The sequence below is a fragment of the Streptomyces kryoterrae genome (assembly GCF_054072135.1).
In genome coordinates this window covers 9264927-9291845 of the sequence record NZ_CM133358.1, presented here as the reverse complement: position 1 = coordinate 9291845, position 26919 = coordinate 9264927, and the positions used below count along the sequence as shown (strand labels likewise).

29 protein-coding genes are annotated in these 26919 nt (G+C 65.0%); 15 read left to right on the top strand and 14 right to left on the bottom strand.

Features of this window, described 5'->3' with window-relative positions; translation table 11 throughout:
• Positions 1-7: 7 nt before the first annotated feature.
• Entirely contained in the window at positions 8-610 is a 603-nt protein-coding gene (locus ACW4TU_RS41450) for a hypothetical protein (RefSeq protein ID WP_457422083.1), read from the bottom strand.
• A gap of 1189 nt (positions 611-1799) precedes the next feature.
• On the opposite strand from ACW4TU_RS41450, the gene ACW4TU_RS41445 reads away from it, so the two are divergent.
• From ACW4TU_RS41445 to ACW4TU_RS41400, 10 genes are all read left to right on the top strand, one after another.
• A complete protein-coding gene (locus ACW4TU_RS41445; RefSeq protein ID WP_457422081.1) occupies positions 1800-2156 on the top strand; it encodes a hypothetical protein in 357 nt (118 codons plus the stop codon).
• An 86-nt stretch (positions 2157-2242) separates the two neighbouring features.
• Positions 2243-2602, top strand: a complete 360-nt coding sequence (locus tag ACW4TU_RS41440; RefSeq protein WP_457422079.1) for a hypothetical protein — start codon at positions 2243-2245, stop codon at positions 2600-2602.
• Positions 2603-2835: 233 nt separating this feature from the next.
• Entirely contained in the window at positions 2836-3309 is a 474-nt protein-coding gene (locus tag ACW4TU_RS41435; protein ID WP_457422077.1) for a hypothetical protein, read from the top strand.
• 268 nt (positions 3310-3577) lie between these two features.
• Positions 3578-4105 (top strand): hypothetical protein, encoded by a 528-nt coding sequence (locus tag ACW4TU_RS41430; protein WP_457422075.1) that lies wholly within the window; start codon positions 3578-3580, stop codon positions 4103-4105.
• A 255-nt stretch (positions 4106-4360) separates the two neighbouring features.
• A complete protein-coding gene (locus ACW4TU_RS41425; RefSeq protein ID WP_457422073.1) occupies positions 4361-4717 on the top strand; it encodes an HNH endonuclease in 357 nt (118 codons plus the stop codon).
• Complete coding sequence (locus ACW4TU_RS41420) at positions 4714-4974, top strand: hypothetical protein (RefSeq protein ID WP_457422071.1); 261 nt, start codon at positions 4714-4716, stop codon at positions 4972-4974. Before ACW4TU_RS41425 ends, ACW4TU_RS41420 begins: the two co-directional genes overlap by 4 nt.
• A 110-nt stretch (positions 4975-5084) precedes the next feature.
• The gene (locus tag ACW4TU_RS41415) at positions 5085-5705 is read left to right on the top strand and encodes a hypothetical protein (protein ID WP_457422069.1); all 621 of its coding nucleotides are present in this window, start codon (positions 5085-5087) and stop codon (positions 5703-5705) included.
• A 353-nt stretch (positions 5706-6058) separates the two neighbouring features.
• The gene (locus ACW4TU_RS41410; RefSeq protein WP_457422068.1) at positions 6059-6724 is read left to right on the top strand and encodes a hypothetical protein; all 666 of its coding nucleotides are present in this window, start codon (positions 6059-6061) and stop codon (positions 6722-6724) included.
• 319 nt (positions 6725-7043) lie between these two features.
• Positions 7044-8804 carry a hypothetical protein gene (locus tag ACW4TU_RS41405; protein ID WP_457422066.1) on the top strand — a complete coding sequence of 587 codons (1761 nt, stop codon included), beginning with the start codon at positions 7044-7046 and terminating at the stop codon, positions 8802-8804.
• Between the two features lie 89 nt (positions 8805-8893).
• The gene (locus ACW4TU_RS41400; RefSeq protein ID WP_457422064.1) at positions 8894-9115 is read left to right on the top strand and encodes a plasmid mobilization protein; all 222 of its coding nucleotides are present in this window, start codon (positions 8894-8896) and stop codon (positions 9113-9115) included.
• A gap of 378 nt (positions 9116-9493) precedes the next feature.
• On the opposite strand, the gene ACW4TU_RS41395 is transcribed toward ACW4TU_RS41400, so the two are convergent.
• The gene (locus tag ACW4TU_RS41395) at positions 9494-9646 is read right to left on the bottom strand and encodes a hypothetical protein (protein ID WP_457422062.1); all 153 of its coding nucleotides are present in this window, start codon (positions 9644-9646) and stop codon (positions 9494-9496) included.
• A 5-nt stretch (positions 9647-9651) separates the two neighbouring features.
• The gene (locus ACW4TU_RS41390) at positions 9652-10230 is read right to left on the bottom strand and encodes a hypothetical protein (RefSeq protein WP_457422060.1); all 579 of its coding nucleotides are present in this window, start codon (positions 10228-10230) and stop codon (positions 9652-9654) included.
• Between the two features lie 423 nt (positions 10231-10653).
• Between ACW4TU_RS41390 and istA the strand changes: the two genes are divergently transcribed.
• The gene (gene istA / locus ACW4TU_RS41385; RefSeq protein ID WP_457417022.1) at positions 10654-11934 is read left to right on the top strand and encodes an IS21 family transposase; all 1281 of its coding nucleotides are present in this window, start codon (positions 10654-10656) and stop codon (positions 11932-11934) included.
• On the top strand, positions 11934-12752 hold the full coding sequence (gene istB / locus ACW4TU_RS41380; protein WP_457417023.1) for an IS21-like element helper ATPase IstB: 819 nt from the start codon (positions 11934-11936) through the stop codon (positions 12750-12752). Before istA ends, istB begins: the two co-directional genes overlap by 1 nt.
• A gap of 148 nt (positions 12753-12900) precedes the next feature.
• On the opposite strand, the gene ACW4TU_RS41375 is transcribed toward istB, so the two are convergent.
• From ACW4TU_RS41375 to ACW4TU_RS41345, 7 genes are all read right to left on the bottom strand, one after another.
• Positions 12901-13356 (bottom strand): hypothetical protein, encoded by a 456-nt coding sequence (locus ACW4TU_RS41375; RefSeq protein WP_457422058.1) that lies wholly within the window; start codon positions 13354-13356, stop codon positions 12901-12903.
• A 435-nt stretch (positions 13357-13791) separates the two neighbouring features.
• Positions 13792-14457 (bottom strand): hypothetical protein, encoded by a 666-nt coding sequence (locus ACW4TU_RS41370; RefSeq protein ID WP_457422056.1) that lies wholly within the window; start codon positions 14455-14457, stop codon positions 13792-13794.
• A 148-nt stretch (positions 14458-14605) separates the two neighbouring features.
• Positions 14606-15736: an IPT/TIG domain-containing protein gene (locus ACW4TU_RS41365; protein ID WP_457422054.1), complete on the bottom strand. Its 1131-nt coding sequence runs from the start codon at positions 15734-15736 to the stop codon at positions 14606-14608.
• Positions 15737-16416: 680 nt separating this feature from the next.
• Entirely contained in the window at positions 16417-17100 is a 684-nt protein-coding gene (locus tag ACW4TU_RS41360) for an HAD family hydrolase (protein WP_457422052.1), read from the bottom strand.
• 17 nt (positions 17101-17117) lie between these two features.
• The gene (locus ACW4TU_RS41355; RefSeq protein ID WP_457422050.1) at positions 17118-17777 is read right to left on the bottom strand and encodes a hypothetical protein; all 660 of its coding nucleotides are present in this window, start codon (positions 17775-17777) and stop codon (positions 17118-17120) included.
• Positions 17774-18040, bottom strand: coding sequence for a hypothetical protein (locus ACW4TU_RS41350; RefSeq protein ID WP_457422048.1), 267 nt, complete (start codon positions 18038-18040; stop codon positions 17774-17776). The genes ACW4TU_RS41355 and ACW4TU_RS41350 overlap by 4 nt, the downstream gene beginning before the upstream one ends.
• A 235-nt stretch (positions 18041-18275) precedes the next feature.
• Complete coding sequence (locus ACW4TU_RS41345) at positions 18276-18944, bottom strand: hypothetical protein (protein ID WP_457422046.1); 669 nt, start codon at positions 18942-18944, stop codon at positions 18276-18278.
• A gap of 690 nt (positions 18945-19634) precedes the next feature.
• Here ACW4TU_RS41345 and ACW4TU_RS41340 point away from each other — a divergent pair.
• Both ACW4TU_RS41340 and ACW4TU_RS41335 read left to right on the top strand, forming a co-directional pair.
• Positions 19635-20882: a hypothetical protein gene (locus tag ACW4TU_RS41340; protein ID WP_457422044.1), complete on the top strand. Its 1248-nt coding sequence runs from the start codon at positions 19635-19637 to the stop codon at positions 20880-20882.
• Positions 20883-21247: 365 nt separating this feature from the next.
• On the top strand, positions 21248-22462 hold the full coding sequence (locus ACW4TU_RS41335) for a Shedu immune nuclease family protein (protein WP_457422042.1): 1215 nt from the start codon (positions 21248-21250) through the stop codon (positions 22460-22462).
• A gap of 82 nt (positions 22463-22544) precedes the next feature.
• Here the strand turns inward: ACW4TU_RS41335 and ACW4TU_RS41330 are convergent, their stop codons facing one another.
• The 4 genes from ACW4TU_RS41330 to ACW4TU_RS41315 all read right to left on the bottom strand — a co-directional run bounded on the left by ACW4TU_RS41330 (position 22545) and on the right by ACW4TU_RS41315 (position 25530).
• Positions 22545-23003, bottom strand: a complete 459-nt coding sequence (locus tag ACW4TU_RS41330) for a gamma-glutamylcyclotransferase family protein (RefSeq protein ID WP_457422040.1) — start codon at positions 23001-23003, stop codon at positions 22545-22547.
• Positions 23000-23554, bottom strand: coding sequence for a GNAT family N-acetyltransferase (locus tag ACW4TU_RS41325; RefSeq protein WP_457422038.1), 555 nt, complete (start codon positions 23552-23554; stop codon positions 23000-23002). Before ACW4TU_RS41325 ends, ACW4TU_RS41330 begins: the two co-directional genes overlap by 4 nt.
• A 172-nt stretch (positions 23555-23726) precedes the next feature.
• A complete protein-coding gene (locus ACW4TU_RS41320; protein ID WP_457422036.1) occupies positions 23727-24350 on the bottom strand; it encodes a 2'-5' RNA ligase family protein in 624 nt (207 codons plus the stop codon).
• Between the two features lie 13 nt (positions 24351-24363).
• Positions 24364-25530: an NsdA family TPR-like regulatory protein gene (locus ACW4TU_RS41315; protein ID WP_457422034.1), complete on the bottom strand. Its 1167-nt coding sequence runs from the start codon at positions 25528-25530 to the stop codon at positions 24364-24366.
• Between the two features lie 798 nt (positions 25531-26328).
• On the opposite strand from ACW4TU_RS41315, the gene ACW4TU_RS41310 reads away from it, so the two are divergent.
• Complete coding sequence (locus ACW4TU_RS41310; RefSeq protein ID WP_457422032.1) at positions 26329-26787, top strand: ATP-binding protein; 459 nt, start codon at positions 26329-26331, stop codon at positions 26785-26787.
• The last annotated feature ends 132 nt before the right edge of the window (positions 26788-26919 follow it).

The following is a 26919-nucleotide window of genomic DNA, read 5'->3' as shown; positions in this document are numbered from 1 at the left end:
GTACGTATCACGCGATGACAGCGCGGGCTGGCGTGATACGGATACGACATTCCGATCCGCTCTCGATTCGAGCTTGGAGACGGACGCTGTTTCGAAAGCCTTCGATTGATATCGTTGCCGTTCCGTCGGAGTGCACGCGCAGTTCGCCTTCCCCGATCCCGGCACCGGTTAGATAGAGCCAACTGTCTGGCACACAGTCCGCGCCGGTGGCCGGGTCGAGATCCTCCGCGTCCATACGCAGCGTCAGTGTGTCGCGGCTCTCCGGAAGCTTGATGGTGATGTCAAAGGAGTCACCTGGTTTGGTGTCCACCGCATCCTTGCCATCGGATATTTTCACACCGTCAGTGATATCGAGGGGCTGGCTGCTCTTACTGATGGCGATTCGCCAAGCCAGCACAGTGAGAACTATGACAAGCATAATGGTTACAACGGTATTGGTGGTTACCGACAGGCCCGCGTAGTGCTGAACGAGCGCCCCTAGCATAACCCCGCCGATGCCGATACTGGCCGTGCTGTACAAGGCCTGGTCGTCCTGATTACTCCAGTCAATAAGGAATAGTGAAGTGAAGCAGAAACAGGATGTGACCAGCAGTCCGAGAAAGAGCCACACCGGAGCTGATTTCTTGCCGGCCGTACCTGATGGGGCCTGGATGGCAGAATCGGCACCGGCCCCCGAGGACTGCGAAGATGGCGAAGATGGCGAAGATGGCGAAGATGCACGATTCCTGCGACGTGGACGTCTAAACACTGTGCTCGTGCCCGTCTGTGGAGGATGAGACAGGTGTCCAACCGGAGGAGGCCGTTGCCGAAGTTGCGGCCTTCCCAACGGGTCCTCAGGCGCCGGCGACATGCGGCTAGGAGAGGTCCGCGACTTCGCCACGCCATTACCCAATTCATAAGCGGGCGTGTCCCGCGTCGTTACTGGTAAGTTGAGCTGACCGCCCGTGGCAGCGCGGTTTGACACAGGAGACCGTGTGGACTTCTTGAGATGAACAGAGTGGGCCATGTTGAACTTGCCCAGCTTTTCTACACTTCTTTGACGACTTGCCGTACGAGCCGTTCTTCGAAGTCAATTCTTCGGCCACGCTTTCCTCGGCTACTGACTTTGACCCTACTGGCACTATTGGCTCATTGTCATCGGCGCACTCCGCCGCCCAAGCGCGCTCAGCGCACGCCCCCGGCAGATGCTTACGCTCTTGCGCCGATCGGTGTGGGTCCGACGGCACCTTCCGCGGGAACACCTCCAAGATCCGCACCGGCCACGGGCCCAGACAAAGAAGAGTTCGGCCGCATGGTCGCAACAACTGATGGTCCTTTGGCGGCGCTCAAGCTGCCGAGGGACCGGCCGTGGACGCCGACGCGCCGCCGGAGCGAGCAGGCAGGTCCTCTTCCAGTGGTATCGGCCCGTATGACTGCACGAGGATCATGATGGAGTTTCAGGATTTTCGAAGATCCATCATGATCCACACGGGCTCGTCGCCTCGTCTGCCCGGTTGACCTGCTGCAACGGAGGAAAGAAGCCCAGCTGAACCCACGAGTTATTGCACACCCGAGTTCCGCGGCTGAAAGAGACAGGGCACGGCGCTCGCAGGGGATTCGAACCCCTCGGGGCACCGGAGGCGGTGATCGTGGCGGCCCGCAGGCTCACCCCGCCTCACTCCAGTGGTGCGCAGCGCCGTGCCCGGCACAGCCTGGCCGGCTGGGACCCCGGCGGGCAACCCGATTCGGCACCGCGCGACGCAAGACGTCCCCGGCCTCCACGATCCGCGGCCTCACACCTCCGCCTGGAAGGCCCCGCCGTGAAGACCCAGTTCCCGCAGCCGCCGAACGACCGCCGCTCCCGCCTGATCATTGCCGTCGCGGTCGGCGTGTTCGTGTGCGCCCTGGTCGTGCTGTTTGCGTTCCTGGTCGCCGACGTCGCCGACGACAGCGACAGCAGCTCCCGCCACTGCCCTGGCGTCGCGGGCACCGTCGACCCCGTGACGTGCCTGCCGTACGGCTCTGCGGGCGCGGCGCCCGCTGGTACCAACCATTCCGGGAGCGGCTCGAGCACCGCACGTAAGCCCGCCGCTCAGCCGAAGGCGCCCGCCGTGAAGGTCCCGGCCGCGCCGAAGGCTCCGGCCGCGCCGCCCCGTGTCTCCCTGGGCAAGCGGTGACGGCCCCCGAGGACGGCAGCACGCGACGTAAGGCGCCCGGGGCCGGCACGGTCCGGTCGCCCAGTCCCCGTACCGGAGGATCACCTGTGTCCGACCCTGACTCCTGTCCCAAGCCCGCTCCCTGCTCTCGAGAGACCCCCTGCTCGCGGTGCGAGCGCCTGCTGCGCGTGATGGTCGTCTGCTGGGGCCTCGCCCTGGTCCTGGCCCTCGTCCTGCTCGCGGTCGTCGTCGTGCAGAACCGCGACTCCTCGAGCGGCCCGAAGCCCGCCCCGTCGACCACGGCGCCCGCGGACCCGTCGCCCAGCGCTCCGCCCACCAGCGAACCGCCGCGGCCGACCCCGTCGCCGACTGCGCCCATGCCGTCGGACCGGCCCGGCGGCGAATGCAACATCTTCGACCCCGAGTGCTCGAGCACCGGTGGCACCACCCGCGGCATCGAGGCCTGACTCATCCCGCGCGCTGTGCCCCGGCTGGACGACTCCCCGGCCGGGGCGCAGCCGTATCCCGCGCGCGCCCGAGTCGTTTGGACGGGTCACCGCCCCGGCCAGGCGCGCAGTGACGGGCCAGTAACGCCGCAGCGGACACAAAACCTCCACGCCGTGCAGGGTGCGCCCCTTGCCCGCGGCACGCTCCGCGGCCGCCGCCTGGTGGCCCCGTGCCCCGGGTGGAAGGGAGCATCGTGCAACCGCACGTCATGAAGGCCATGCACGACTGGCGAATCTCCTGGGACACCCAGCAGTCCGCCGCTCAGGAGGCGTTCACCACAGCGTTCCCCGCCCTCACCCCCGCCCAGAAATGCCAGTGCTTCGGCCCCACCCTGCACTGGGAGAAGCAGGGCGAGGGGCAGGGGAAGGTGTGCCTCGACGACCACGGCCGCGCCACGATCGAGTTCGACCACGTCCCGAAGGAGGTCCTCGGCCAGGCCATGGCCGAGGTCTGGGGCGCCGACTGGTTCGACGAGGGGCCCGGCGGGTTCGCCCAGGCCGAGCCCGGCCAGTACAGCTACGAGGACGAGTCCACGTACGCCGAGTACTACGTCGACGTCCTCAAGGGCGGCCTCACCTCGTTCGCGATCTCCTACGTGAAGATCGAGGACATCGTGACGATCCTCGACGCCCTCGAGCGGGCACTCACCGAGCACCGCAAGGCCTGACCCGGCAGGAGGAGAGGTGACGTGGTGCCCCGGATCCGTATCGCGTCACCTCACCTACTCGGCGTGGCGCCGACCCGACGTCCACGACGTCATGTTCTGCATGAGAGGCGCCGCCTGTCGTGGGGCGTGGGTCGGGGCCCCCGCTTCACCTCTCACGTCCGCGCGCCCCCCGCTTCTATCAATATGAAAGATTTCCCGAAGGTCCACCGTGTGTTCTTAGGTGAGGACGGGACGTACCCGCACATCACCCGAACACAAGGAGTCCTTCGTGTCCCTGAAACACCGAACGGTTCTCGGCGCGGCCGGCGCCGCCCTGTCTCTCGCCGGAGTCCTCGGCACAGCGGTCACGGCGGAGGCATCCACCACCCGGTACAGCACGCACAAGGCGGCGGTGGCGGCGCTGACGAAGAACGGCATGTCCTTCAGGATCGTCTCCAGCGGCAACTGCTCCCTCCACAAGAAGGGCTACACCCGCTGCACCTCCCTCGACGAGGTGCGCAAGGCGAGCATCACCGGCATCCGGGCCTTCAAGAGCAAGAGCAAGTGCGCCATCACGATCACGGGCGGCACCGAGGACGGCCACGCCGGCGGCACCACGTCCAGGGGCAAAACCCACTGGATGGGCTGGAAGCTGGACGTGTCCCCGACCGCCTGCGTGAACAAGTACGTCACCAGCAAATTCAAGTACGCCGGCAAGCGCAGCGACGGCGCCAAGCTCTACAAGTCGCCCAGCGGCAACATCTACGCCCGCGAGAGCGACCACTGGGACATCCTCTTCAACAAGGCCGCCGCCTGACGGGTACGACTACCCACTCGATCTCCCGTCCGCCGCGGTGATCGGGCGGGAGCAGGCGGAGGAGTTGGCGATGGTCCTGCACACCACGCCCGGCCCTGTCCTTGGGGATCTCCTCCCGAAGTCGAGCCGCCGCGCGCTCCACCGTGCGACGTAAGGCCCAGCCGCCGTCCACTCTCCCCACCTCGTCTCGGGCGCGCCCACCAGGGCCGTGACCACTGCGGCCCGGCGCCCGGGGCAGGCGAGGAGACCAGTGCTGTGAAGGCACGACGGCGAACCGGGCCCACCGACGTGGTGAAGGCGATCGTCCGCGACCGCGACGGCGGCGCGTGCGTCCGCTGCGGGACCCTGGAGTCCCTGACGATCCACCACCGCGTGAACCGCGGCATGGGCGGCGCACGGGAGGAGTGGATCAACCAGGCCCACAACCTGCTTCTCGTGTGCACCGTGTGCAACGGCTGGTTCGAGGACAATCCGCGGGAGTCCTACGCGGCCGGTTGGAAGGTGCGCCGGCCGCAGCTCCCCGGCGAGGTCCTGGTGATGTACGCCGATGGCCGCGAGTATCGGCTTACCCCGGACGGCGTCCGTTCCACGACCGTGGCGGCCGCCCGATGAGCCCGCGCATCACGCTGCAGCGCCGCATCCGCGCACCGCGGCATCTGCGCCTGGGACCGTTCCGGCTGTGGACCACTCGGATTCCGCAGGGCCCGAACCTCGGCTTCGGCCGGATCGCGACGACCGACACCCCCGGTAACCCAGCTCTCGGGCAGAAGTACGTCAACGACGGGAGCGGCTACGTCCTCGTCCTGGGTGGTGTCGCGTTCGCCGCGCTCCGCTGCAGGTCAGTGCCCGTGCGGCCACGGCATCCCTGACAAGGGAATTTCCCTTGGTGTACTGTTCTTTCGATGTGGCGGCATGGGACTGTCCCAGTCACCGCGCATGGCGCACGAGTCGCGCCGAAGTTGGACGGAGAACAGTCACCATGCCCAAGGCTGGGATCAACTACAGACCGCGCATCAAGGCCCCGGACTACGCCAAGATCGCCGAGGACGCCGAGAAGCAGGTCCTCGAGGAGCTCGGCCTGCACCGGCCCGAGGACCTGGTGGCCAGCGCCCGGCCCGACACCCTGATCGTGAAAGCCTCCCGCATCCTCGAGCAGGCCGACGCGGAGATCGCCTTGCACCTGGACGAGCGGGATCAGGCGCTCGCGCACCTGTGGTTCTACGAGCAATACCTTGGCCTGTCCAAGACCGCAGGGCTCACAAACATGGGTTACCGGAACGCGCTCGCCCGCCTGCTGTTCGGCGACAAGCGGCACCCGCTGCCGGACGCCAAGTCGAACGACGAGCTCGTCCAGGCCGCCGAGCAGGCAGGCATCCCGCGTATCCCCAACCCCGAGGCGAAGCTCCTCGAAACGGCTCCGATCGTGTACGCGGCGCGGCACCGCCGCGACGTCGCCGTGCGCTACATGCAGGAGGCAGTGCTCGCCCTGTCGCAGAAGCCCTACGACTGGAAGCCCGAGCAGATCGCCGAACACGCCGGCGTCGAGCGGAACCTGATCTACAAGCAGCGGGCAACGGCCCGAAAACGCCACGGCCTGTAAGGCACCGCCCGCCCGACAATGACCGGCCCCAGTTCCATCAGGGGCCGGTCTTCTTGTTGCCCCACCGCTGGTCAGACCGGAGACGGGTTTCCGGTCCCCGGTCGCCGGAGACGGGTTTCCGGTCGCCGGTTTACGGGGCGCCGGAGTTCCGGCTTCCGGAAGGCTGGGCCCCTTTAGTAACAAGATCAAGTATCACCATTACGTAAGGTTCCGATGCCTTCGCTTCGCTCAGGCATCGGCGCGTACCGGTGATCGCTAAGCCTCGAGCAAGACCTGGTGCAGAAGCAGCGGCAGAGGGGTGTCACAGATCCCGGCCGTCTGACGTTCCCCCGGCCATGACAACGCGATCTTCCATGCCCAGACGCACGATGCTCCCACCGAACCTGACACGCCACCTCTACGAGACCCGGCGCCTGATCGCCGAGAGCGGGGGCCGCGAGCTTCCGCCCTGGTTCCGGCTCACCGCAGACGAACGGGCCGCCATCGAGGGGGACATGGAGGTCTTCCGCCGGGCGATATCCCGGGCGGAGGAGGAACAGGACATCATCACCGCCTACAACGCCTCCGCCGCTGAACAGCCCCAGCCCACCGGCGAGTCCACTGCGCCGACGGCCGGGAGGTGCGAGTGCCCCGACTGCTCCACCGTCGCCGCACTGATCGAGCTCATCCGGCAGGCCCGGCGCATCGAGGCCACCCTCGGTTGGGACACCGACAGCAGCGGCAAGGGGTCCAGCGTGTTCGCGTTCACCTCCCCGGCTCTGAGTGCCGAGGACCTCGCCCGAGCTAGGAAGGCCGCCCGAGAGGCCATCGACAAGTGGGTCGCCGCAGGTAAGCCGTTCGAGGAGATCACGCCCGAGACCGTGTGGCCGTTCGAGGGCGGCCCTCCGAGGCCGCCCCTCTCGCGCGACTACCTCCGACGCCTCCAGGAGCAGATCCTGTGTACCCCGTATCAGCCCGGTTTCCCGCTCCTGATCACGGACTTCTGGACCACGCAGCCCCCGACCGTCGACAAGGCGTAACAGAATCCGGTCCCTGACGTACTACACAGTGCAGCTGGCTAGCTGACCCCGATCTCTCCCGGGGAAAGCACTCCAGCCACACCCCCTGAGACCGGGGGCGGCCTGCTCCACCTCCCCGGAGCAGGCCGCCCCCGGCAAGACTTCCGGCACGCACACCGACGATCCCGTTCCCCGGGTGGCGTCTCCTGTAGGACAGTGCCGGATCCGCGGCCTGGCCGACGGTCTGGGCATGGACTGTTCGGCCAGGCCGCGACAATAGATCCCCGCGGACTGCACCTTTCCCGGCATGTCCCGCACGCAGCCCTCATCTCACCTTCGCGTGGCCCCCTCACGCCAGGAGCTGCAGCGCGCCCGCCAGCCCGGCGTCATCTCCCGCGACGCCTCCAACGTCGCCGACATACTGCTCCGTGCCCCGGTCGCCGCCCGACGCCGCGCCTTCAAGCAAGACATCAGCGCCCGCGAACGGTCGTACGTCATGCGGGAGGTCGAGCGAGTCACCGGCTCCTTGTACGGCCTGTGGCGGGACAGCCCTTCGGGTTTCGTGGAGGACGTCCTCGGCGAGTCCATATGGAGCCTGCAGCGCGACGTCCTGGACGCGCTCGTCGACCACAAGCGCGTCGCCGTCCCAGCCGGCTTCGGCGTCGGCAAGACCCACCTTGCCGCGCGTGCCGCCGTGTGGTTCGTCAACGTCTACCCGGTCGGCACCGCCCTGTGCATCACCACCGCGACCCGCTTCCGTCAGGTACAGCGGCTGCTCTGGCCCCACATCCGCAAGGTCGTCCCCCGCGCAGGCCTGCCCGGCTCCTGCGACACGGTCCAGTACAAGATGCCCACCCCCCAGGGGCACGACTTCGTCGCCGCATACGGCTTCTCAGCACCAGCGAACGATGAAGCGGCCATGCAGGGCATCCACATGGCCCACATCCTGCTGATCGTCGACGAGGCCGGCGGTATCGCGCCGAGCATTGGTCACGGCACGAACAACCTCCTGACCGGCGGACACGCTGCGATGTTGGCGATCGGCAACCCCGCCATGGATGACCCGGCGAGCTGGTTCGAGGAACTATGCACCGAGGGCGACGACCCTGAGGAACCGACCACCGTCACTATCCCGATCTCCTCCCTCACCTCCCCGGCGATCACGGGCGAGCGAGTGCCGTACTGCACGGACTGCCCGCCCAACCCGAACGACATGCACACCCTGAGCCGGCACATGCCGGACCAGGACTGGGTCGACCGCACGATCCGCGCCTACGGCCCCGATCACCCGTACGTCGTCGCCAAGGTCTACGCAAAGTTCCCGAAGGGAGGCGGAGGCCTCGTCATCCCACCCACCTGGATCGAAGACGCCACCAACGCCGAAGACCCCACCGGGCCCGGCTGGCACCGCCTCTGCGACCTCGGCCTGGACGACGAGACCGCCACCCACACCGTGAAAGAAGGCGCCTGGGTCCGCTTGGGTGCCGACGTCGCCGCCGACGGTGGCGACGAATTCGCCATCGCCCGTTCCATCGGCAACGTCATCGAGAACCGGCACGCGAGCGCCGGCGCCGCCAACGACAACCAGGTCAAGGTCGCGGAGAAGGTCCTCGATGAGATCCACGCAGCACAGCGTCTCGCGGACGCCCTGCGCTCCCCGCACCCCGTCCGCGTCAAGGTCGACAAGAACGGCATCGGCCACGGCGTGGTGTCCATGCTCGAACGCTGGGGCGAGAACGGACGACACAAGGCGCAGATCGTCGGCGTGATGGTGTCCGAGAATCCCACCCAGGACGACCCGGGCGCCGTCATGCGGCCCTACCGCAAGCGTGACGAGATGTGGCTCGCCACCCGCAGTCTCCTGCAGCCCGACCCGTCCACCGGCCACGGCCGCCTGCGCTACCGGATCGACAAGAAGTCAACGGCGCAGCTCTCCACGCCGAAGCTCCTGTCGAACGCGGGCGGCTACTCCGTCATCGAGTCTAAGAAGCAGATGACAGGGCGCGGCATGAAGTCCCCCGACCGTGCCGAGGCGATCCTCCTGGCCCTGTACGAGCCCGAGCCGATCAACCAACCGCGCCGCCGCGGACTGCTCAACTAGTCGGTCCACGTCACGGGAATGGTGGGCCACCTCCAAGATCAGCCCCGAGAAGCGTCTGACAGTCTCCAGGGCGCTGGTACGGTCCCCACATGGACGTCGCCCAGACCCAAGTCCTCACAGTGCCTCTGACGGACACCGAGCAGAACCAGGTGCAGATCGCCGCGGCGGCCGCGGGTAAGTCCGTCGACGACTTCCTGCGAGACGCGGTCCTCAGCGCGGCGTACGACCCGTTCTTCATCGCCCTGGAAAAGGCCGCCGACACCATCGCCGGCCATGTCGACCGAATCCAGCATGACTACGCCACCGGCTGACGGCACGTGAAAGACCCCGGTACCGACGGGGGATGCAGTACCGGGGCTAACGACCACCATATTCGACGACGCCGCCCGTGTTAGGACTCCTCCAAAACCAGAGCTCCTCTCACCCGGGCACAGCTACGCGTGGAGCCCGAACGAACAGGCAGGTCCGTCACATCTGGTCACGCCAGGCAAAGCCGCGGGGCCGACGGAAGAAGCTCCATCGACCCTGCGGTACAGGTGGGATCAGGCCGTCGGGTACGAACCGGTGGGCGGTGATGATCTCTGCGTTGGTGGCGCCCTCGGAGTAAACGTAGAGGTGCTCGATGAGTATCCCGCCGCCAAGTGGTAGGTGACGGGACGTTCCCGATGGCGAGGATGCCCGTTACTCAGTCACCGCTCCTCCAGGAGGATGTGGAGCAGAGTGATGGTTGCGATTCCGACCACGAGGGCCGTCCCGAAGGTGGGGTACCGGAAGGCCATGTAGGTTGTCCCGCAGCCCGCGAGCAGCATCACCGCTGTACGGAGGTCGATCGGCCCGTTCATGCGGCTCACCGCGGAATCGGTTGGACCGGTACCTGACCGCCAACTCGGCGCAGTTGCTGCCGGCGACGTTGCTCATCGGCCAGCCGCTGGGCTTTACGGCGGACCCGTTCGCCGAAGGCCGTCGGGTCGGTGGCACCGGCGACGGCTGCGGATTCCGTCCAAGTCTCTCCCTCACCCGAGGCGAGCGCAAAGACGGTCTTGAGTTCGGCCTCGTCCAAGCCGCGCAGGACAGCGTTGAGCCGCTCGTCTTCGAACACGCCACCAGCCACTCGCCCCAGCAGATCGAGGTCAGCCCCGACCAAGTCATACAGCGCCAGACCGTCGCCGAGTGCGGCATCGAGGGACAGCACACGCCCATACCGCGTGCCACGCCGCCACAGCGGCACCAACTGCCGGTGCACAGATCGAGCTTCCGCCTTGAGAGCGCCCAACGCTGACGCCGACAGCCTTCCTGTTTCCCACAGCGGGTCATTCCAGTTGCCCAGTAGTGCCGTATCCATGGCCTCGTCCCATCGCTCGCTGCGCGGGAGCACAAGGCGGCGGGAGACCATTGAGGCCTCCACCGGGAACAACTGGGTCTGCATGAGAACGAAGTGCATTAGAGCTGTTGAACTGCTCGACGGGTTTGAGAGATCCGTCTGATCCCCGTGAGGGGTGATTCGGATACCCTCACCTTCCGGCTCAAGAGGCATGCTGCGGTACTTCAGGAGCACTGACGCACCACGTGTGATGTCGGACGATCTACGCTGCTGCATGTCGGAACTCACGGGGCCTTTCTGCCAGGAGTGATGGACGTTCTCCTCTCGGTCACGGCAGGCGGACCTAACAGCAAAGAATCTCAGCCAGTGGCGCGTGACCTCGGTCACACCCCTAGGGGTCAGGGGACGTCTCCGGGGCCCATACGTGTCGGCGACGGGTGAATCGTGACCCTCTGACGGCGGATCAAAACTGACCCACTTCGTGGTCTTCTGACCAACCTGATCTTGATCGAAGGTCAGGAGAAGAGGGTGATTTCCGTGGAGGACTGGGCAGAGATCCGCAGGCTGCACCGGGCCGAGCAGATGCCGATCAGGGCGATCGCCCGGCAGCTGGGCATCTCGAAGAACACTGTGAAGCGGGCCCTGGCCACCGACCGGCCGCCGGTCTACTCCCGGCCGGCGAAGGGCTCGGCGGTCGACACGGTCGAGCCACAGATCCGGGAGCTGTTGAAGCAGACCCCGACGATGCCCGCGACCGTGATCGCCGAGCGGATCGGCTGGGACCGCGGGATGACCGTCTTCAAGGAACGCGTACGCGAGCTGCGGCCCGCCTATCTGCCCGTCGACCCGGTCTCACGCACCACCTATCAGCCCGGCGAGCTGGCCCAGTGCGACCTGTGGTTCCCACCCGTCGACGTCCCGCTCGGTTACGGGCAGTCCGGCCGTCCTCCGGTGCTGGTGATGGTGTCCGGCTACTCGCGGATCATCGCCGCGCGGATGCTGCCCACCCGCACCACCGGAGACCTGATCGACGGGCACTGGAAGCTGCTGACCGGCTGGAACGCTGTCCCGCGGATGCTGGTCTGGGACAACGAGGCCGGCATCGGCCGCGGCAAGGTGACCGGCGACTTCGCCGCCTTCGCGGGCCTGCTCGCCACCCGGATCCACCTCTGCAGACCCCGCGATCCAGAAGCGAAAGGGCTCGTGGAGAGGGCCAACGGATACCTGGAGACCAGCTTCCTGCCCGGCCGCACCTTCACCGGCCCCGACGACTTCACCACCCAGCTGACCACCTGGCTGGCCATCGCCAACCGGCGCCAGCACCGCACCCTGGGCGCCCGCCCCGTCGACCGGTGGGAAGCCGACCGGGCCCAGATGCTCACCCTGCCGCCGGTCGACCCACCGCGCTGGTGGCGTTTCGCCACCCGCATCGGCCGCGACCACTACATCCGCGTCGACACCTGCGACTACTCCGTGCACCCCCTGGCCATCGGCAAGAAAGTCCAGGTCCGCACCGACACCGACGAGGTCGTCGTGACCCTCGCCCCCGGCGGGGCTGAGGTCGCCCGCCATCCACGGTGCTGGGCCAAGCAGCAGACCATCACCGACCCGGTCCATGCCCGCGCCGCCGCCGTTCTGCGCGGCGACTACCGCCACCACCACGCCTCCCGGGCCCAGGCCGCCCGCCGGCACAACGCCGCCACCGCAGCCGATGTCGTCGAGGTCGAACAACGCCAGCTCGACTCCTATGACCGCATGTTCACCCTCATCGAGGGCGGCGGCCAGGCCGATGATCCGGAGGTCTCCTGATGCCCGCCACCACCAAGACCCCCGCCGCGGCGGCGTCCCGGACCGGCCGTCAGACCGCAGCCGACCTGTCCTTCCTGGCCCGGGCGATGAAGGCCCCGGCCCTGCTGGACGCCGCTGAACGCCTGGCCGAACGCGCCCTGAAGGAGACCTGGACGCACACCGAGTTCCTCGTCGCCTGCCTCCAGCGGGAGGTCTCCGCCCGTGAGTCCCACGGCGGCGAGGCCCGCATCCGCACCGCCCGCTTCCCCGCGATCAAGACGATCGAGGAACTCGACATCACCCATCTGCGCGGCATAACGCGCCAACAGCTCGCACATCTGGGCACGTTGGACTTCATCACCGGCAAGGAGAACGCCGTTTTTCTGGGACCGCCGGGAACCGGGAAGACACACCTGGCGATCGGACTCGCGGTCCGCGCCTGCCAGGCCGGCCACCGGGTCGCGTTCGCCACCGCCGCCGAATGGGTCGACCGCCTGGCCGCCGCCCACCACGCCGGACACCTCCAGGCCGAGCTCACCAAACTGTCCCGCTATCCGCTGATCGTGATCGACGAGGTCGGCTACATCCCCTTCGAATCCGAGGCCGCGAACCTGTTCTTCCAGCTCATCTCGAACAGATACGAACGCGCGTCCGTGATCGTCACGAGCAACAAACCCTTCGGACGCTGGGGCGAGGTCTTCGGCGACGAGACCGTGGCCGCCGCCATGATCGACCGCCTCGTCCACCACGCCGAGGTCCACTCCCTCAAAGGCGACTCCTACCGCATGCGCGGACGCCAACTCGGACGCGTCCCCACCGCCACACACGACACCGACTGAACACCAGCAACCAGACCCGGTGGGTCAGAACTCGACCGCCCACACCGGGTCAGGATTCAACCGCCGCCGACAATACGCGCCGTACGGACCCCGGCGGCGCCTGCGGGATCAACTCCCCGGCGGGTTAACCCTGTTAGCCCAGGAACCGCTACGCGACGGGGTTCTTGTCGAGCCATTCCGACAGGTCGTGGGCGGAACCGAGGACGTCCGGCCGGTTCGTACCAACGGCCGTGGCTCCCTTGTCTTTCCCCACCGCGATGCCGTCCTCCATGGTGTCGATCAGGGCGTACGCCTCCGACCAGAACTCCACCCCCGTGTCCTTGTCCGTGTTCGCCAACTTCCGCAGGTCGCGTGCCGACTTCATCAGCGCCTGCATCTGCTCCCAACACGTCCCCGGTGCCTTTTCGAGGCAGCCGCCTTCCTCGTCGAACTTAGTCACCGCGGCCTGGAACGTGATGGCGGCTTCCCCCAGGTCCACTACCTTCGCCTTCGCGGCCAGCTTCGTCGTATCCTCGCCGCTCGAGCTGTTGCAGCCGCTCATGGCCGCCATGGTCGCGGCCAAGAACAGCGCGCCGACCGTCTTCCCTAAGATGTGTCTCCCCATGACGCGGGATCATCGCACGAACCTACGACACGGACACGACAAGGGCCCCGGCCGACGGCCAGGGCCCTCCGATCCAGCAGGCTCACGCGCGTACGAAGCAAGCCCTCTGCCAGGGCCGCCCGATTCCGTTCGCGAAGTTCACTCGCGGACAGGGCGTTGAGTGCTGGTCGACGTCATGACGTCCGTCACCCTCCTACGCCTTGGCAACGTTCGGCCTCATACGATCAGGCGCTCGGCGCGGTACCCACTACTGTTCGGAGCTTTGTTCATCCTGTCCCTGCAGGAGAAGCGCGAGAAGCGTCACCCCCACGGTGATGGGCGTCGCCAGTTCCTTCCATTTATAGGCCTCGTAAGCAGTTGATTGCCGCCTCGCACCGGCGCGCGACCGAGCAGGATGATCGCTCTGGGGTTTTCCATAGGCTTCCGAGCGCCTGGTTATGGCCTAAACTCGACACTTTGCTGACGAAGACACAGGCTGCGAACTACTGCCCAGGGACTCGGGCGATCCAAATATCCTTGAGCCTTGCCAACAAATGATTGCAGGGATCGCCCACAGCTCAACCGGGCATCCTTCATTTCAACCTTCAGCGCCGCCAGCTTCGCCGAGGGGATTGGAGCCTGGCGTTCAAGCGATTCCGTGCCCAGGGTCTCAAGGTTAAGCACGGCCCCTTCGTCAGTCTCACGGATCCAGCGTTCAACCGTGGCTACCGTGCCCTCAGTTCGGTGAGCGAGCAAGTTGGTACCTACACCCATGACGGCCAAGTAATATTTCATGGTCTCCACGTGCGTATCACGGCACACAACTGCAAGTTTCGGAGGCCCCTCCAGCCGAACCGCAGCCTCCGAGAACCTTAGCTGTGTGTCATCGGCGAATTGCAACTGCTCCTGACCCTTTTCCAGATCACCATTCCCGAAGGATGTCCTGACTAGGTCGAGCTGATCAATGTATTTCTGCACACACACAACGAAGGATGCGTAGGCATCACGCCGAACTTGATTGCGCCACAACCGATACGTCCCTCGCCCTTGAACTACACCAGCTGCCATGCCGATCACTGCACCCAGGCATGTCCCAATGACGCTGATCCATTCCCCGCTCATAGGTGGCCGCCACCCTTCGACGTTGAATGAAAATGTTGTGGAGCCAGTTGCATTTCACCGAGCCTTGATTTAAACAGAGACCCTGTAAACATGGCCACGATCTCAATTCCACACTCTCGCTTACCGTTTTCCCTAGGATTCCCGATTGTCACTCAGTGGTGTTCACCTTGAACGCAGCTGAGGTCAGACCATTGTCGTCATAGACGATCAAGTCCACCGTAGCGTTCGGTCTGATTCCAGCAGCACCTTGCCCTGGGCGAATGCGCGCCGTCACACTAGTAGCAGTCCATTGACTTGCCTCCAGCGGCACACTGTCTAGAAGGATGCTGTGCGCAGTTCCCTCACTGCTTTCAGAATTAAACCCGGAGAGGCCCGTACCAGTGATGACAATTGGCCGTTCCCAACCGACCGGGATGACATTTGGGCTCACTGCACTGATCACGGGTCCTGGATGGGACTCCAACGCTTTCTTGAAAGCATAAGTTGCGGCCGAGGCGCCAGACAGTGCTAGGAGCGTTTCGGGGAGCGAAGGCAAACCCTCCAGTTCAGGCTCTGGTACACCATTTTTGAAGCTGGTGAAGAAGCTGATGAAGAAATACGCCAGAGTAACGAGGTTGAACAGGAAGTACTGGAAGTCCAGCAGATCGGTTTGGCCCTTATCGTTGGCCACTATTTCTCGGAGTCCCTGGCCAAACCCTGCTTTGTCGGAGTCAGATTTAACCAAGTCGCCATCAGCCACCTTTGCGCTCGTCAGAGCCTTGGCGGCTAGGGCAGCCACGAGTGGAAATCCGAGCAGTACAAAGTACTGCGGTTGCAGCTGACTGCTGATCACGGTGTCGAAGAGGTCGTTGGCCTCGCCCGGAGCTCTGCTAGCGTCAGACTTAGAGCTATTCACCCAGGTATTTCCATAGAACAGGAGGAACACCAAAACAAAGAGGACTGAGTAAGTCCACAGCACAACCTGGACTTTTGAAGTCGAAGCACGACCATCCGTGCCGATCACGAGGCCCTTCAACCCCAGTCTACGAACCCTGGCTGGATTGGTTTCTACGAGGTTCTGAAGGTCCCCGACATCCCAACGCAGTAGTAGATCTATTGCCCAAGTCACCAGGCCGACACTCACCGCAGCGGCTTGCACAGACCAGACTTCGGTGAACCAAAATCCGCGGTCCCTTGAAGCGCCAACGATGACTCCTACGATGGCGATCCCCGTCAATGCCCAGATCGCGAAGGTCCACACCTTCCACCATCGACCGAATACATCCGCCGTCGGTTGCATACTCAGATTTTAGGACGACGCTACTTGATCGGCCACTTGTAGCTGAGCCGATATTAGTTGCTCGCATACACTAATCTACCGGCCTGACTCTCGGTAGCGATGAACAATGAGCCTCAGTGCATGGAGCAGTTGAGCCGGATGAGATGGATCGGCCGCTCGAGGAACGGCACAGTCAGGGAGTCGTGCGGCGTCGCCGCGTGGGCCTTGTCGTTCCATCAAGCCCGGGTCCCCTCACGGCGGGCAGCAGTCTGGTGCCACCCGCTTATGTCGGAGGAGAACGGCTCGTCCGCCTTGGGCGTAGGCCGATCCTCCTCGACGTAGTGCCCGGCCGGAAGGGCGCAGCGCAGCACACTGTGGAGGGCGTGAAGGGCGGTTGCCCTGCACGTGGTGCACTCCGGCAGGGCACGGGCTTCGGCTCTCCGTAGTGTGCGGATTCCACTGGTTGAAGTCGGGGACGATCTTCCGTCCACGGCACCGCTTGCACGGCGGATCGGGCGCGGCTGAGGGGAACGAGACGTCGAGCTTCACCAGGTCCTGATGTCGGTCGGACGGGCCGATCACGTCGACCTGGCAGTGCAGCGTCAGCGTGTGCCAGCCCTCGATCGGCAGTGTGGACGGCAACTCGCCCCCGAGCAGCTTGGACAGTTCCTCGGGGGCGAGTTCGTGGTTCTCTGGACGCGTCACGCGACGTCACCCCAGTAGCCGGGCAGCGGTATGACTTCGATGCCTTCCTGTTCCGACAGGCGGTTCACGCTCGGGTCGGCGCTCCACGCGGTGAGGTTGCCGAACTGGCGGTGGGCGGCGCGCAGTTGTTCCCGCTTCACTATGGCGCCGGGCCGGTAGTCGCCGCGGCCCCTCATCAGGACCAGGGTCGCGGGCACGCCGTTCCGCCCCAGCCACGTGGCCACGAGTTGCTCCAGGCGCCGGTCCCCGCCCGTCATGACAAGGACGGCTTTCCCGTTCTCGTATGCCCACCGGGCCGCGTTCACGACTTCGCGGTTGGGCGGGCAGCCGAGGCTCGCCCGGTGGAACCTGAAGGCGTCGTTCGCCAGGGCGTGGATGCGGGAGACGTCGATGAGACCGCCCTCGAGGTCGAATACGACTGCTTCGTGTGGAACCCCTTCGTTGTAGACGCGGATGATCTCGAGCGCCTTGGCGCTGCATGGCTCGCATTTCCCCTTGTGGCCGCATATCGCCGCGGCGAGGGCGTCGGCGGCGCCCTCGGCAGCGATGGTGAGCAGGGCGCGGGCCTGGTGGCGGTGGCGGTCGCAGGCCTGGGTTGTCCCAGATCTGGAGTTCTCGCCGCAAGCGATCAGGGAAATGTGCTGTTCCAGTGCGGTGGTGTCGGAAACTGTGTTGGCCATGGCGGCGAGGGTGGGGCTCATCGGTTGCAGTCCTTCGGGGCGCGCGACTTGTGGTGGGCGATGGTCTGAAGGTCGCTGCCGACCTGCTCGTACGCGGTCATCTCCTGGCACGCGGTGCACCGGCGCGCGAGGAACAGCCGCAGGGGGACGGTCTGGGACGAAGGGTGTCCCTGGGTCCCACGGACCATCTCGCTGTGCGCGGGGTCGCCGCACCACTCACACGAGGGGTCGTAGTGAGTGATGACGGGGATCAGCCGCCACGGCAACGACCACTTGATCGGGCGTCGCGCGTGTTCGGTCGGTAGGGGTGCCTCGGCGTACGTCACCGGGTCCGGGACGGCCCAGAGGCGGCGGCCGCGGCGGTCTGGGTCGGGTTCCGGCAGTTCCTCGGCGAAGCCGGCGGGGACTGGCCGCGGCTGCTCGGGCTCCGGCTCCCCGCGCAGCGAGCACAGGCAAGTCGGGCAGATGCTCGGCTCGGTCACGGGCCCGTCCCACGGCCTTACGCCTGGCGCCCGTTCGGCGTCCGGCTCGCACTCCAGGGGCACGGTGAACACCGGCATCGCGGGGGCCATGACGCCTACCGTCGCGATGTGGAGCAGGGGGCGGCCCGCGGCGCGGACGACGAGGCGGCCGAACCACTGGGGCGCGGCCGGGACCTCAACGGCTAGAGCGGTCAAGACCGTTCACCTTGCTCGGCCAGGTGGAGGACTCCGGCGATGCTGGCCCACATGTTCGCCATGGCCACGGCCTTGTCGCGGGTCCGCTCGTAGGACTCGGCCCGCTCGTACCAGTCAACGGAGTTGCCCAGTCCGCCGCGCTGGGACGCCCACTGATCGCCCTTCTGGCGGCGGTCACCCGCGGCCTTGTCGGCGTTTTCAGCGGATGTCGCCCAAGAGACGGCTCTCCTTGCGGCCTGCGCCGCTGTGGTGATTGCCGTCATCGGGCACGTCCCACGAGGAACGGCACCAGGCCGGGGGACTTCGGACTCTGCAGATACAGACATCGGCGGGCAGCGTGCACGTTGCGCGGGGCGTGGCAGAGCACTCCGGCCGGGACGTGACACTCCGGGCACTGCACCGAGTAGGCACCGTGCTGAAACCAGGCCGCGGTCTCGTGCGCAGCGTCGTGTGCGGCGTCCGCGGCCGGGGACGAGATGATGGCGGAGGGGAGGGATATCACGCGCGGCCGCCCTGGTCGGGCGTGATGGGGAGCATGTGCGGGCGCGAGCCTTCCGCCGGGAACTCGTGGCTGCGGTCGAGCCAGAATTCCCACTGCCCGCTGTTGAGGTTGGGCCTCTTGAGCCGGGAGTAGAAGGCGGTGTCGTGCTCCAAGGTCACGCTGTCGCCGTGCACGATCGGTAATTCCAGGGTCAGCGGCGGGCCCGGCAGCGCGTCGGTGGCCTGACTTTCCTTCGGCCCCCACAGTGCGAGTGCGACGCCCCGGTGCGGGCCCTCGACGATGCTGACCTCGTGCAGGTCCGCCGGAACGCCCCTGACCGCCTCGTGGGAGATGTCGCGCAGGGCACGGGCCCAGTCATGGACATCCCGAGCCGTCGGCGTCGGCGCGTAGCCAAGAAGACTCCGCAGGGCGGCGATTGCCGAGAGGAGCTCCGAGTACGCAGCGACCGGGAAGCCGTCTTTCCACTGGTCCCTCAGCAAGGAACACGCCGCCTTGTCGACGGCCTCGGCGAGGTGAAGGTCGACGACATCGGGGGCGAGCTCGGTGCCGTTGAACGCGTATGCGTTGATGACCTTGTCCACCAGATGGGCACGGTCCCAGGTCGGCGCAACAGGCATGCCGCGGTTGTCGTACCACTGCAGGGACACGGGCCGTGGGGTGCTCATGGAGGGGCATCTCCTGTTGCTGGGGGCGAGAGCGGGCCAGCCCTCATGACATGTACGTCGGGGCCTCGATTCCTGTTACGTTTTCAGCGTTTCCACTGGTCAGCGGGTCCGTAAGTTCAAAAACGACAGGTGGCATCCGGGCGAATTCAGAGTCCACGGGCTCACCCATGACGGGCCGAGCAGATACTCGTGGCCGTCGTCCGGCAGCAAATGTCAGAGGCGGGACTGCTTCAGGGTGGAAGTCACCAGGCCATCGACGTACGCCTCATCGGTCGGCTCCCTCATCCTTGGAACATGCAGCCGGTTGGCAGGCCTCGGGGTGCAGCTCATGGTGTACGGCGGCGCGCTCCACGCCCAGCAGGCTCCGGCATCGCAGGGTAGTTGGGGTTAGCTTCCTGTGGTCAGCCCTGTGATCCAAACGAAGCCCCCTAGGTCGGGCTCGTTCAGTGCGCCCCGCGGTACTGCTGGCGCCGACAGGACTACTGACACATGATCTCCAACTTGCCGTACGGCACTTGTGATTCAGGGTGGCTGAGGATGAACGGGACGTTTTAGAGTGACGGGTACCGCCCGTTGGGCGTGACTGCTGCGGCCGACGCAAAGGCGTCGGAAGGTGAGGTGTGCGTGTCACTTGTCCCGGATGACGTCCCTGAGCCCCATCCCTCCTTCGGCGAGCATAAGCCAGTTCCGGTGAACTGGAAGGAGAAGGGCAGCAAGTGGCTAAGTCAATTGTCAAAGAGCGCAGCAGAGCTCCTAGGCGAAGCCCATGTAAATCTGAGCTCGACGGGAAGCTACGGCGAGCAGTGCATCGAGGCTAAGCTATTCGCTGAAGGCAGGGCCTTCGATGCCAAATTGGTCATTCGCACCCAGGACGGAGAGGCTGCCGAATACACAATCTCCGGAACTGCTGGAGATGGGCAAGACGAGCATGAGGTTGCAATTTGGGACGACGTGATCACAAAAGCCAGCTCGGATGCAGGCCGTTCTTCTCACTCGTTCCCGTGGGTCGCCGTGATTGGGCAAACGCCCGGGATCATACGAGACAATAACCCAATCCTGCTAGATAGAGCCGTGAAGTTGGACGGGCTGCGCATCTCGCCCGGAGCCAAGCAATTGCGAGAGGCGCGACCAGTTCCGGGATCACTCATCGACTGGCAGCCCTGGGTCTCCAATCCGATTACGGTTCACGGAAAGACTCAAGGGTACGATTGGTGGGACGCGCGTGAGCGGGCTTCGCAAGAGCTGAACAGGCTGGTAGGCCTGCTCTCGGTTGCCTGGAAAACATGCATGGATATCCGCGAAGTCCCGTTTCCCCTTGAGTTTGGTACCTTCGAGCTGCCTGATGCGATTCCTTGGATTGCCGATCCGATATTTCCTACAGGCCAAGCAAGTCCACCAACCGGCAGGGAAAGGCCTCTGCCGGACTGGTTCAACACTGCTTGGATGCTAGCCAAGAAGCGAAAAAAGATTAGCTCCGCCGTATCTATGTATGCTGAAGGGCTACGTCTTAGGCAGGATCATCCAAGTCTAGGACTCGTTGCATTCGTCTCGGCCATCGAAACCATCTACCTTGAACTTTCAGGCCAGGACCAAAATGATGCACTCGCAGATTCATTCAAGAACGCACTGAAGCTCGCCGTGGGCTCCGAAACAGCAGCGCAGATGTCTGCCGCATATGCTCGCCGTTGCAGTACATTGCACTCCGGCCGCCTGCATGGAAGTGAGTTCATTCCCGGTGCGCACTTGATTGACCTCTCAAACCCTGTCAATAAGGAGTTTGAATGGATTCTTCACATGACCCTAGAAGCGTCGCATAGACTTCTCTTGCGGCGGCTCCGCGACGATATTTCCCCGGAAAAATACAAGAGTGGCGCACTGACCGAGCCCACCGCAAAGCCTCCCAGGATGACCACTGCCACAGCCTCGTTCACGGGCTGATCGGTTCAAGGCGGTTGTCTTGGTAGTCGGGCACTCCTACGTCGCTGTCAGCCGCCCCCCTCGGTTGGTCTGTTCCACACCCAGCAGTTGCGCGCGGATGCGCTCGTAGGTTGGGCTCCTTCACTGCGTCCCTTGGGCGCAGTGTGGGTCCAGCCGTTCCAAGGTCCCCGCCGGCCGCGCGGTAGTAGACCCATTCAAGCCAACCCGTGAGCGTTCGGTAGATCACGCCAGGCTCCAGCCCGCTGATCGGGCCAGCGCAGGATGACCCGGTTCAGCTGTTTTGCCGCCTGCCCTGCTGCGAGTCCGTAGAATCTGGGGTCCATGCCGCCCAGCGGTTGTCCTTGATTGTCTAGAGGTGCGGTGCCATGCCGGGGATATCGTTCGCCGAGTTTATTGAGACCACGAAGGCGATCATCGAAAAGCACTTCGCCATCGTTGACCGTCTCATGGCGAGCGGGCAGATGAAGGCAAGCGATGGTGGGATCTTTCTGTTCCCGAGCACAATTCTCTACACCGAGACCAATACGCACTACTCTTTCGAGCTAATCGGCGCTATGCGTAAGCGCCAGGGGTTTCACATCAAGGAGCGTCACACCGACTCTCTCAATCAGGTGGTTAATAACTTCACTCCAACTGCGGACACGCTCTACATCATGGGGACCCCGAACGGGGAGTCGACCAATGTATTTATGTGGTACAAGGACGCCAACCTGATGAGTGAGCATCCTGATGGTCCACTGAATAAGCGTTTCCCAGGGGTGCAAGCGTTTGCCGCTCAGTCTACGCTGCTCGGCATGAGCGACCGAGTCAGCCATCTAGCAATTAATGCCGAATGCCTGAAGGCAGTGGCGTTTGAAAACTGCATGCTGGCCAGTCGGAGCGGCGGATTGGCCCGCCCGAAGCTCATCAACTTCATGTATGCCTCCTCTATCGAGCAGGATAGTGCGGAGGTCACCTCAGATCTGGCGCGAATCGCACCCGCAAAGGGAGTGCGAGTTGTAGGCGTGCAGGCTGTTTCATCTGGCCACGCCGCTGCTGTACGTGCTGCCGCAGGTTTCGCCACTCTCTATCTCCAGGGTGCCGGGGAGACCACGATCACGACTCTTCTTGAGAAGCACAGCGACATGATCGAGAAGGTCTTTGACGCTGACTTGGTTTTTTACCAGCCCGTTCTTCCTTGGGTGGAGGGGAATCCAGACCCAGGTGAAGTCTCGATCCAGCCGGATGTCCTGCTCCGAACCATGGGCGGTGATTGGAAGATCATCGAATTCAAGCTCCCACTGCTTGATAAGAAGTCCCTCACTGCCAAGGGACACAAGCGTAGGCGTCTCATTTTCAGCGTGGATGACGGCGTGCGCCAGTTGGCTAACTACGAGGAGTATTTTGCCTTTACAGGCAACCTTGCTGCGGCACAGAAAGCGCTCGGGGTTCTCCCGGACATCCCTCAGTTGGCGTTGGTCGTTGGCAGCGACGAGAACTTCGATGGCGAGGAGGTGCGTCAGGCCACGCGTCTAATGCGCCCCTTCGACATCATCGACTACGACTCCTTCATTCGCATGTACTTGGACGCGCAGGTCTGAGCGCATGGCTTGACTCGGTTCGCAGCGCGACCCCGTCGGTTTGATCGCCACGACCCAAGTCACGCCGGCCACGACCCAGGGGTTACTCGCCCTTGGGGAGCCCTCCAGCGAGGCGAGGACCGATCCGCGCGCAGCGTGCGACGTACTCCACGAGGTGCCGTGCTTGGAAGCCCTCGGCGTCCCAGTCGTCTTCCTGGACGTCGTCGCCTCGCCAGATGTACGCCCATCCCGACTTGCCCGTGAAGAGGGCGACTTCTCGCAGTTCGTAGCGGAGATCCTCGAATGCGTCGAGGATCTCCCATTCCTCATAGCTGAGGTCAGTCAGCAGCAGGCCTGAGGCCGCGCCGCGGCGCGCCGAGCCCACGAGGCCGGGGTACACCCGTCCTTCCAGTGCGGCGGCGCGCCACCCGGGCGCGGAGGCTGACGTGCGGGCAGGTACTCGCCCTAACAGGGCTTCAAGGACGACATCGAACCTCAGCGTGCCGTAGACGAAGAGTTCGTTCGGGCCGTCGGGAAGCAGATGTCGTCGGCTCGAGGTCACCGACACAACGCTCTCCACTCGTCATCGAGCATCGCGTGCACGACCGAGTCACGCCATCGGCCAGCTTTCTTGATGTGAGCGCGAATAGTGCCCTCCTCGACCATGCCCGCTGCCGTCATGGTCTTCGCCGAAGCCTCGTTGAGTGGGGACCGTGCGCCCCAGATGCGATGCAGGTCAAGGTCCTCGAACCCGAATCCTAGGAGAAGGCGGACGGTCTCGAGGCCGTAGCCAACTCCCCATACGTCCGGACGCAGCGCGAAGCCGAACGTGGCTGCACGCTGCTGGTGTGGGTCCAACGCGAGGCGGCCGAACCCGATCAGTTTCCTCGCATGCCGCTCGATGAGAACGAGCGCGTACTCGCTGCGCGGCTCCGTGGTGGCCAAGGCGATAGATCGGGCCACGATCTGGTCGACTTGGTCGCGAGTCCGCGGCTCGAACGACAAGTGCTCTGTGGCTTCGGGGCTGCCGTAGATGGCGAGCACCGCGTCGACGTCCTCGGGAACTAGTTCGCGCAGCTCGAGGCGCGAGCTGGAGCGCTTGACCGGGTACATGCTCGGACTCTATCCATCGCGCTGTTGGGAGTGGGTTCGGACCGTGTCCGTACGTCAGGGAGGCTGTCTGCGTCGAACCTGTACGACGCCCTATGCGCGAAGCACTCACCTGTGCGGTGCGGGGCCTCGAAGCTCCAAAGTGGGCTGCAAGACCCCGCTCGGCAGCGGAACTTCAGCCCAGAGGTACCTTCGCAAAGGGTTCCCACTCGTACATCTGATTGTCCCGGTGGATCACGATGAGCTCTGCGGTGGGGATGCGAGCCTGCGCCGGCGTGAGGTTGAGGTCGGCGAGAATCCGCGCGACCGGCTCAGCGGGCCCGTCTCCGGCGCTGTAGGCCACCGAGACATGTGGTGTGAAGCCCTCGGCCTTCTCGGGGACCTCACCGAGAACGTCCCCAATGGCCTCCCGGATGGCGTTTCTGACAGCTCGGGCAGGGCCGTCGGGGTGGACATGCAGGAGCACCGCCTCGGGGTCCAGTACGGCTGGCCCGATCTGGACGTCGAAAGCCGGAACGGCGGCAAGACGAGTGTGGGCTGCATCCACGATGCTGTGGACATCCTGTTCCTTGGCCTCACCGACGAAGCTGATGCCCTGCATGGTCAGGTGCAGCCACTGGTCGGGGATTGCAGTCAGCGTGTCTCCGAGAGGGGCGAGTGCGGAACGATACTCGGCGGCGAGCCGGTGCACATCGTCCTGGCCTTCGAATGTTAGGTGCCAGGTATAGAAACGGCGGCCCACGCTCCAGCCCGGCCGCCACCACCAGTGGTTCCGCATGGTCTCGGGTTGAGTCGTCATGTCTGAAATCAAATCAGGCAGAGCCTTCCCCTGGCGAGAGGGCCAGATGCCGTGGAGCGGAGTCCACACAGAACTCTTCGACAGCTTGACGCAGCCCGACAGCAGTGGTGCCGCTGGTGCAGGGGCGCCCGATACTCACGCACAGTTCATTGAGGCGGCGGGTGACGGGCTCCAGGCGGTGGTCCGGCGGAAGTGCGAGGACAGGTACGAGGGCTTCGAGGGCGCCGTCCGCTTCGCCATTCGCGAGGTGGGCCGCGGCTCGGCTGATGTGGATCTGCGCCTCGGTGCCGTACGCCCTAACTGGCTGTACAGCCAAGAGTGCGAGGGCGTTATCTGCAGATCTCAGGGCATCGGCGGGGCGCCCGATTCGCAGCTGGACGGCGGCGGCATAGTTCTCTTGCCGTGCGGGCTGACAGGCGAAGATGCCCCCGATCTCGTCTCCGCCGCTCATAGCGGCGCGCGCCTGTTCGGCATGGGAAAGTGCCGCCAAGGCCTCGTCCTGGGCACCCAGTTCGGACCAGGCATCAGCTTCTTGGCAGGCGAGGAGCACTGCCACCGAGCCAGTTGTGCGGTAGGTGGCGCCGTGACGGGCGAAGTTGATCGCTTCCCGTAGACGTCCGTCCCAGAAGGCCACCTTCGAGCGCGTCGAAAGCACCCAAGCGCGTAGGTCGTTGTGCCCTCCGAGCTCAGCGCACAGCCACGCCGTGCGGCCTTGAGTATCCGCATCGCGCAACTGTCCCAAGTCGGAGGACATCCATGCCAGGAGCCCGCAGAGGTAACCGGCCGCGACGTACAGGTCAGTCGACTGGCGGGGGTACTGGTGGCCTTCGAGAAGCGCGAAGACGCGATCGCGTAATGCTCGGGTTCGGACGAAGAGCGCGATGGGCTCGGACGTGAGGTAGTCCGAGGCGAGCGCCCGTGCTTCGGCCATCAGTTGCTCAAGGGCGATGTCGCCGACGTTTGTCGCCTCCGCCCATTGCGCCCACGTGGCGGACTCATCGGCGGCGAGACGGACGAGGTCGGTCCCGGTCGGGGCAGGCGGGGGAACGGCAGACGACAGGGCCGGCGTCTCGACGGTTGCTGGACGATGGGCGAGCAGGTGCAAGTCCCCTTTGGGGAGCGCGTGCCGGTCCTCCAGGTCCAACAAATCCGCCACGCGGCACGAGAAGGCTTCTGCCATGGCGAAGAGGACCGGGAGACTAGGACGGCGTGAGGAAGGGCCTGGCCACTTCTCCCACTTGCCCACAAGGGATGCGTCAGCGGCGACGGATTCACCGGGGCGTCCGATACTCGCCTGAGTGATTCGATCCGCTGCCTCCTGAAGCGTCCAGCCGTGGGAATGCCGCCACGCTTCTCTGGGACGCATCCTGAAGCGGGTGCGCATCTCGATAGCGATATCCGCGAGGGGGCATCCGACGGCAACCATGCCTTGCCGGAGGGCCTCCCGGTCTGCCTTGGAACCGGGCTTCAAAGGGGAGTTCATGGGCGTGCTCCCTGTGCAGTGTGGTGGCCTAACGGTAACTGCGGCATCGCTCGATTTGGTGGGCGTGACCTGGAACATCAGGTAGAGACAGCCCAACTGGTCGTCCAGAAAGTGGGATTGTCCCTGGTCGGTGCAGGGGCGCGTGTCCAGAAAAGTTGGTCACGGGCGCCCGTGACGCCAACTGCCGTGATTGGAACGGTAGGGGTACCGCATTCGAGGCGCTCAAGGACACGGATGGCAACACCTCAAGGTGAGGCCCGATGCCTGTTTTCTCGGCCCAAGCGTTGACGGATTCGGAATAGCAGGTCCGCACCTACGTCGTGTCCGCCGAACCAAGGAGCTCCCTCCCGTGAAGCCGGAGAAGCAGCGCATCGCAGTCTTCCTCGTCAAGGGACGGGGGATGGAACGGTTGATCCCCGCCGTCGTGGCTTGCCACGTCGAGCGAGTGGTGACGTGTCCGGCGTCCGGAGCCTCCGGACATACGGAGGGTTCGGCATGACACCGACTGCGACCATTGTCCGGACGGACCCCCGAATCCCTCCTAGCCTCCGCGTGTATACCGGATTTGATATGTCCTTTGCCCGCGGAAGTGGCTCCACGGCCGGCGCCATCGCGATAGCTGACAGAGCTGTGCCATCTCGGGTCCGCCTCATCATCCGGGCCGGGCTGAAGTACTGGCGCCTGCCCGACCTCGCTGAGTCTGCCGAGCTACTGGCTACCGAACTGGTCACCAACGCGTTCAAGCACGGCTGCGGTGATGTCGGGGTACGCCTGTACCTCACGGCTAGTCACCTCCTGATCGAGGTGAGGGATGGGTCTCACGAACTTCCCGTGCTGGGCGACGCCGCTCTCGACGATGAGGACGGCCGTGGCCTGTTCCTCGTTGCCTCCATCGCCGACGACTGGGGCGTCAGCCTCGACGGTACGACGACCTGGTGCTCCCTCCCCTTCTGAGGAGGAGCGAGCCGACCGCTTGTCCCTCTTCTTCTTGCCCTCTGCCGGAACGCATCATTGAGGAACCCCCATGCCTGACCGCGTGCCCTCTGCCCCCACGGTCACCCGTCACCGCAGACGAAGCTGCCGCCC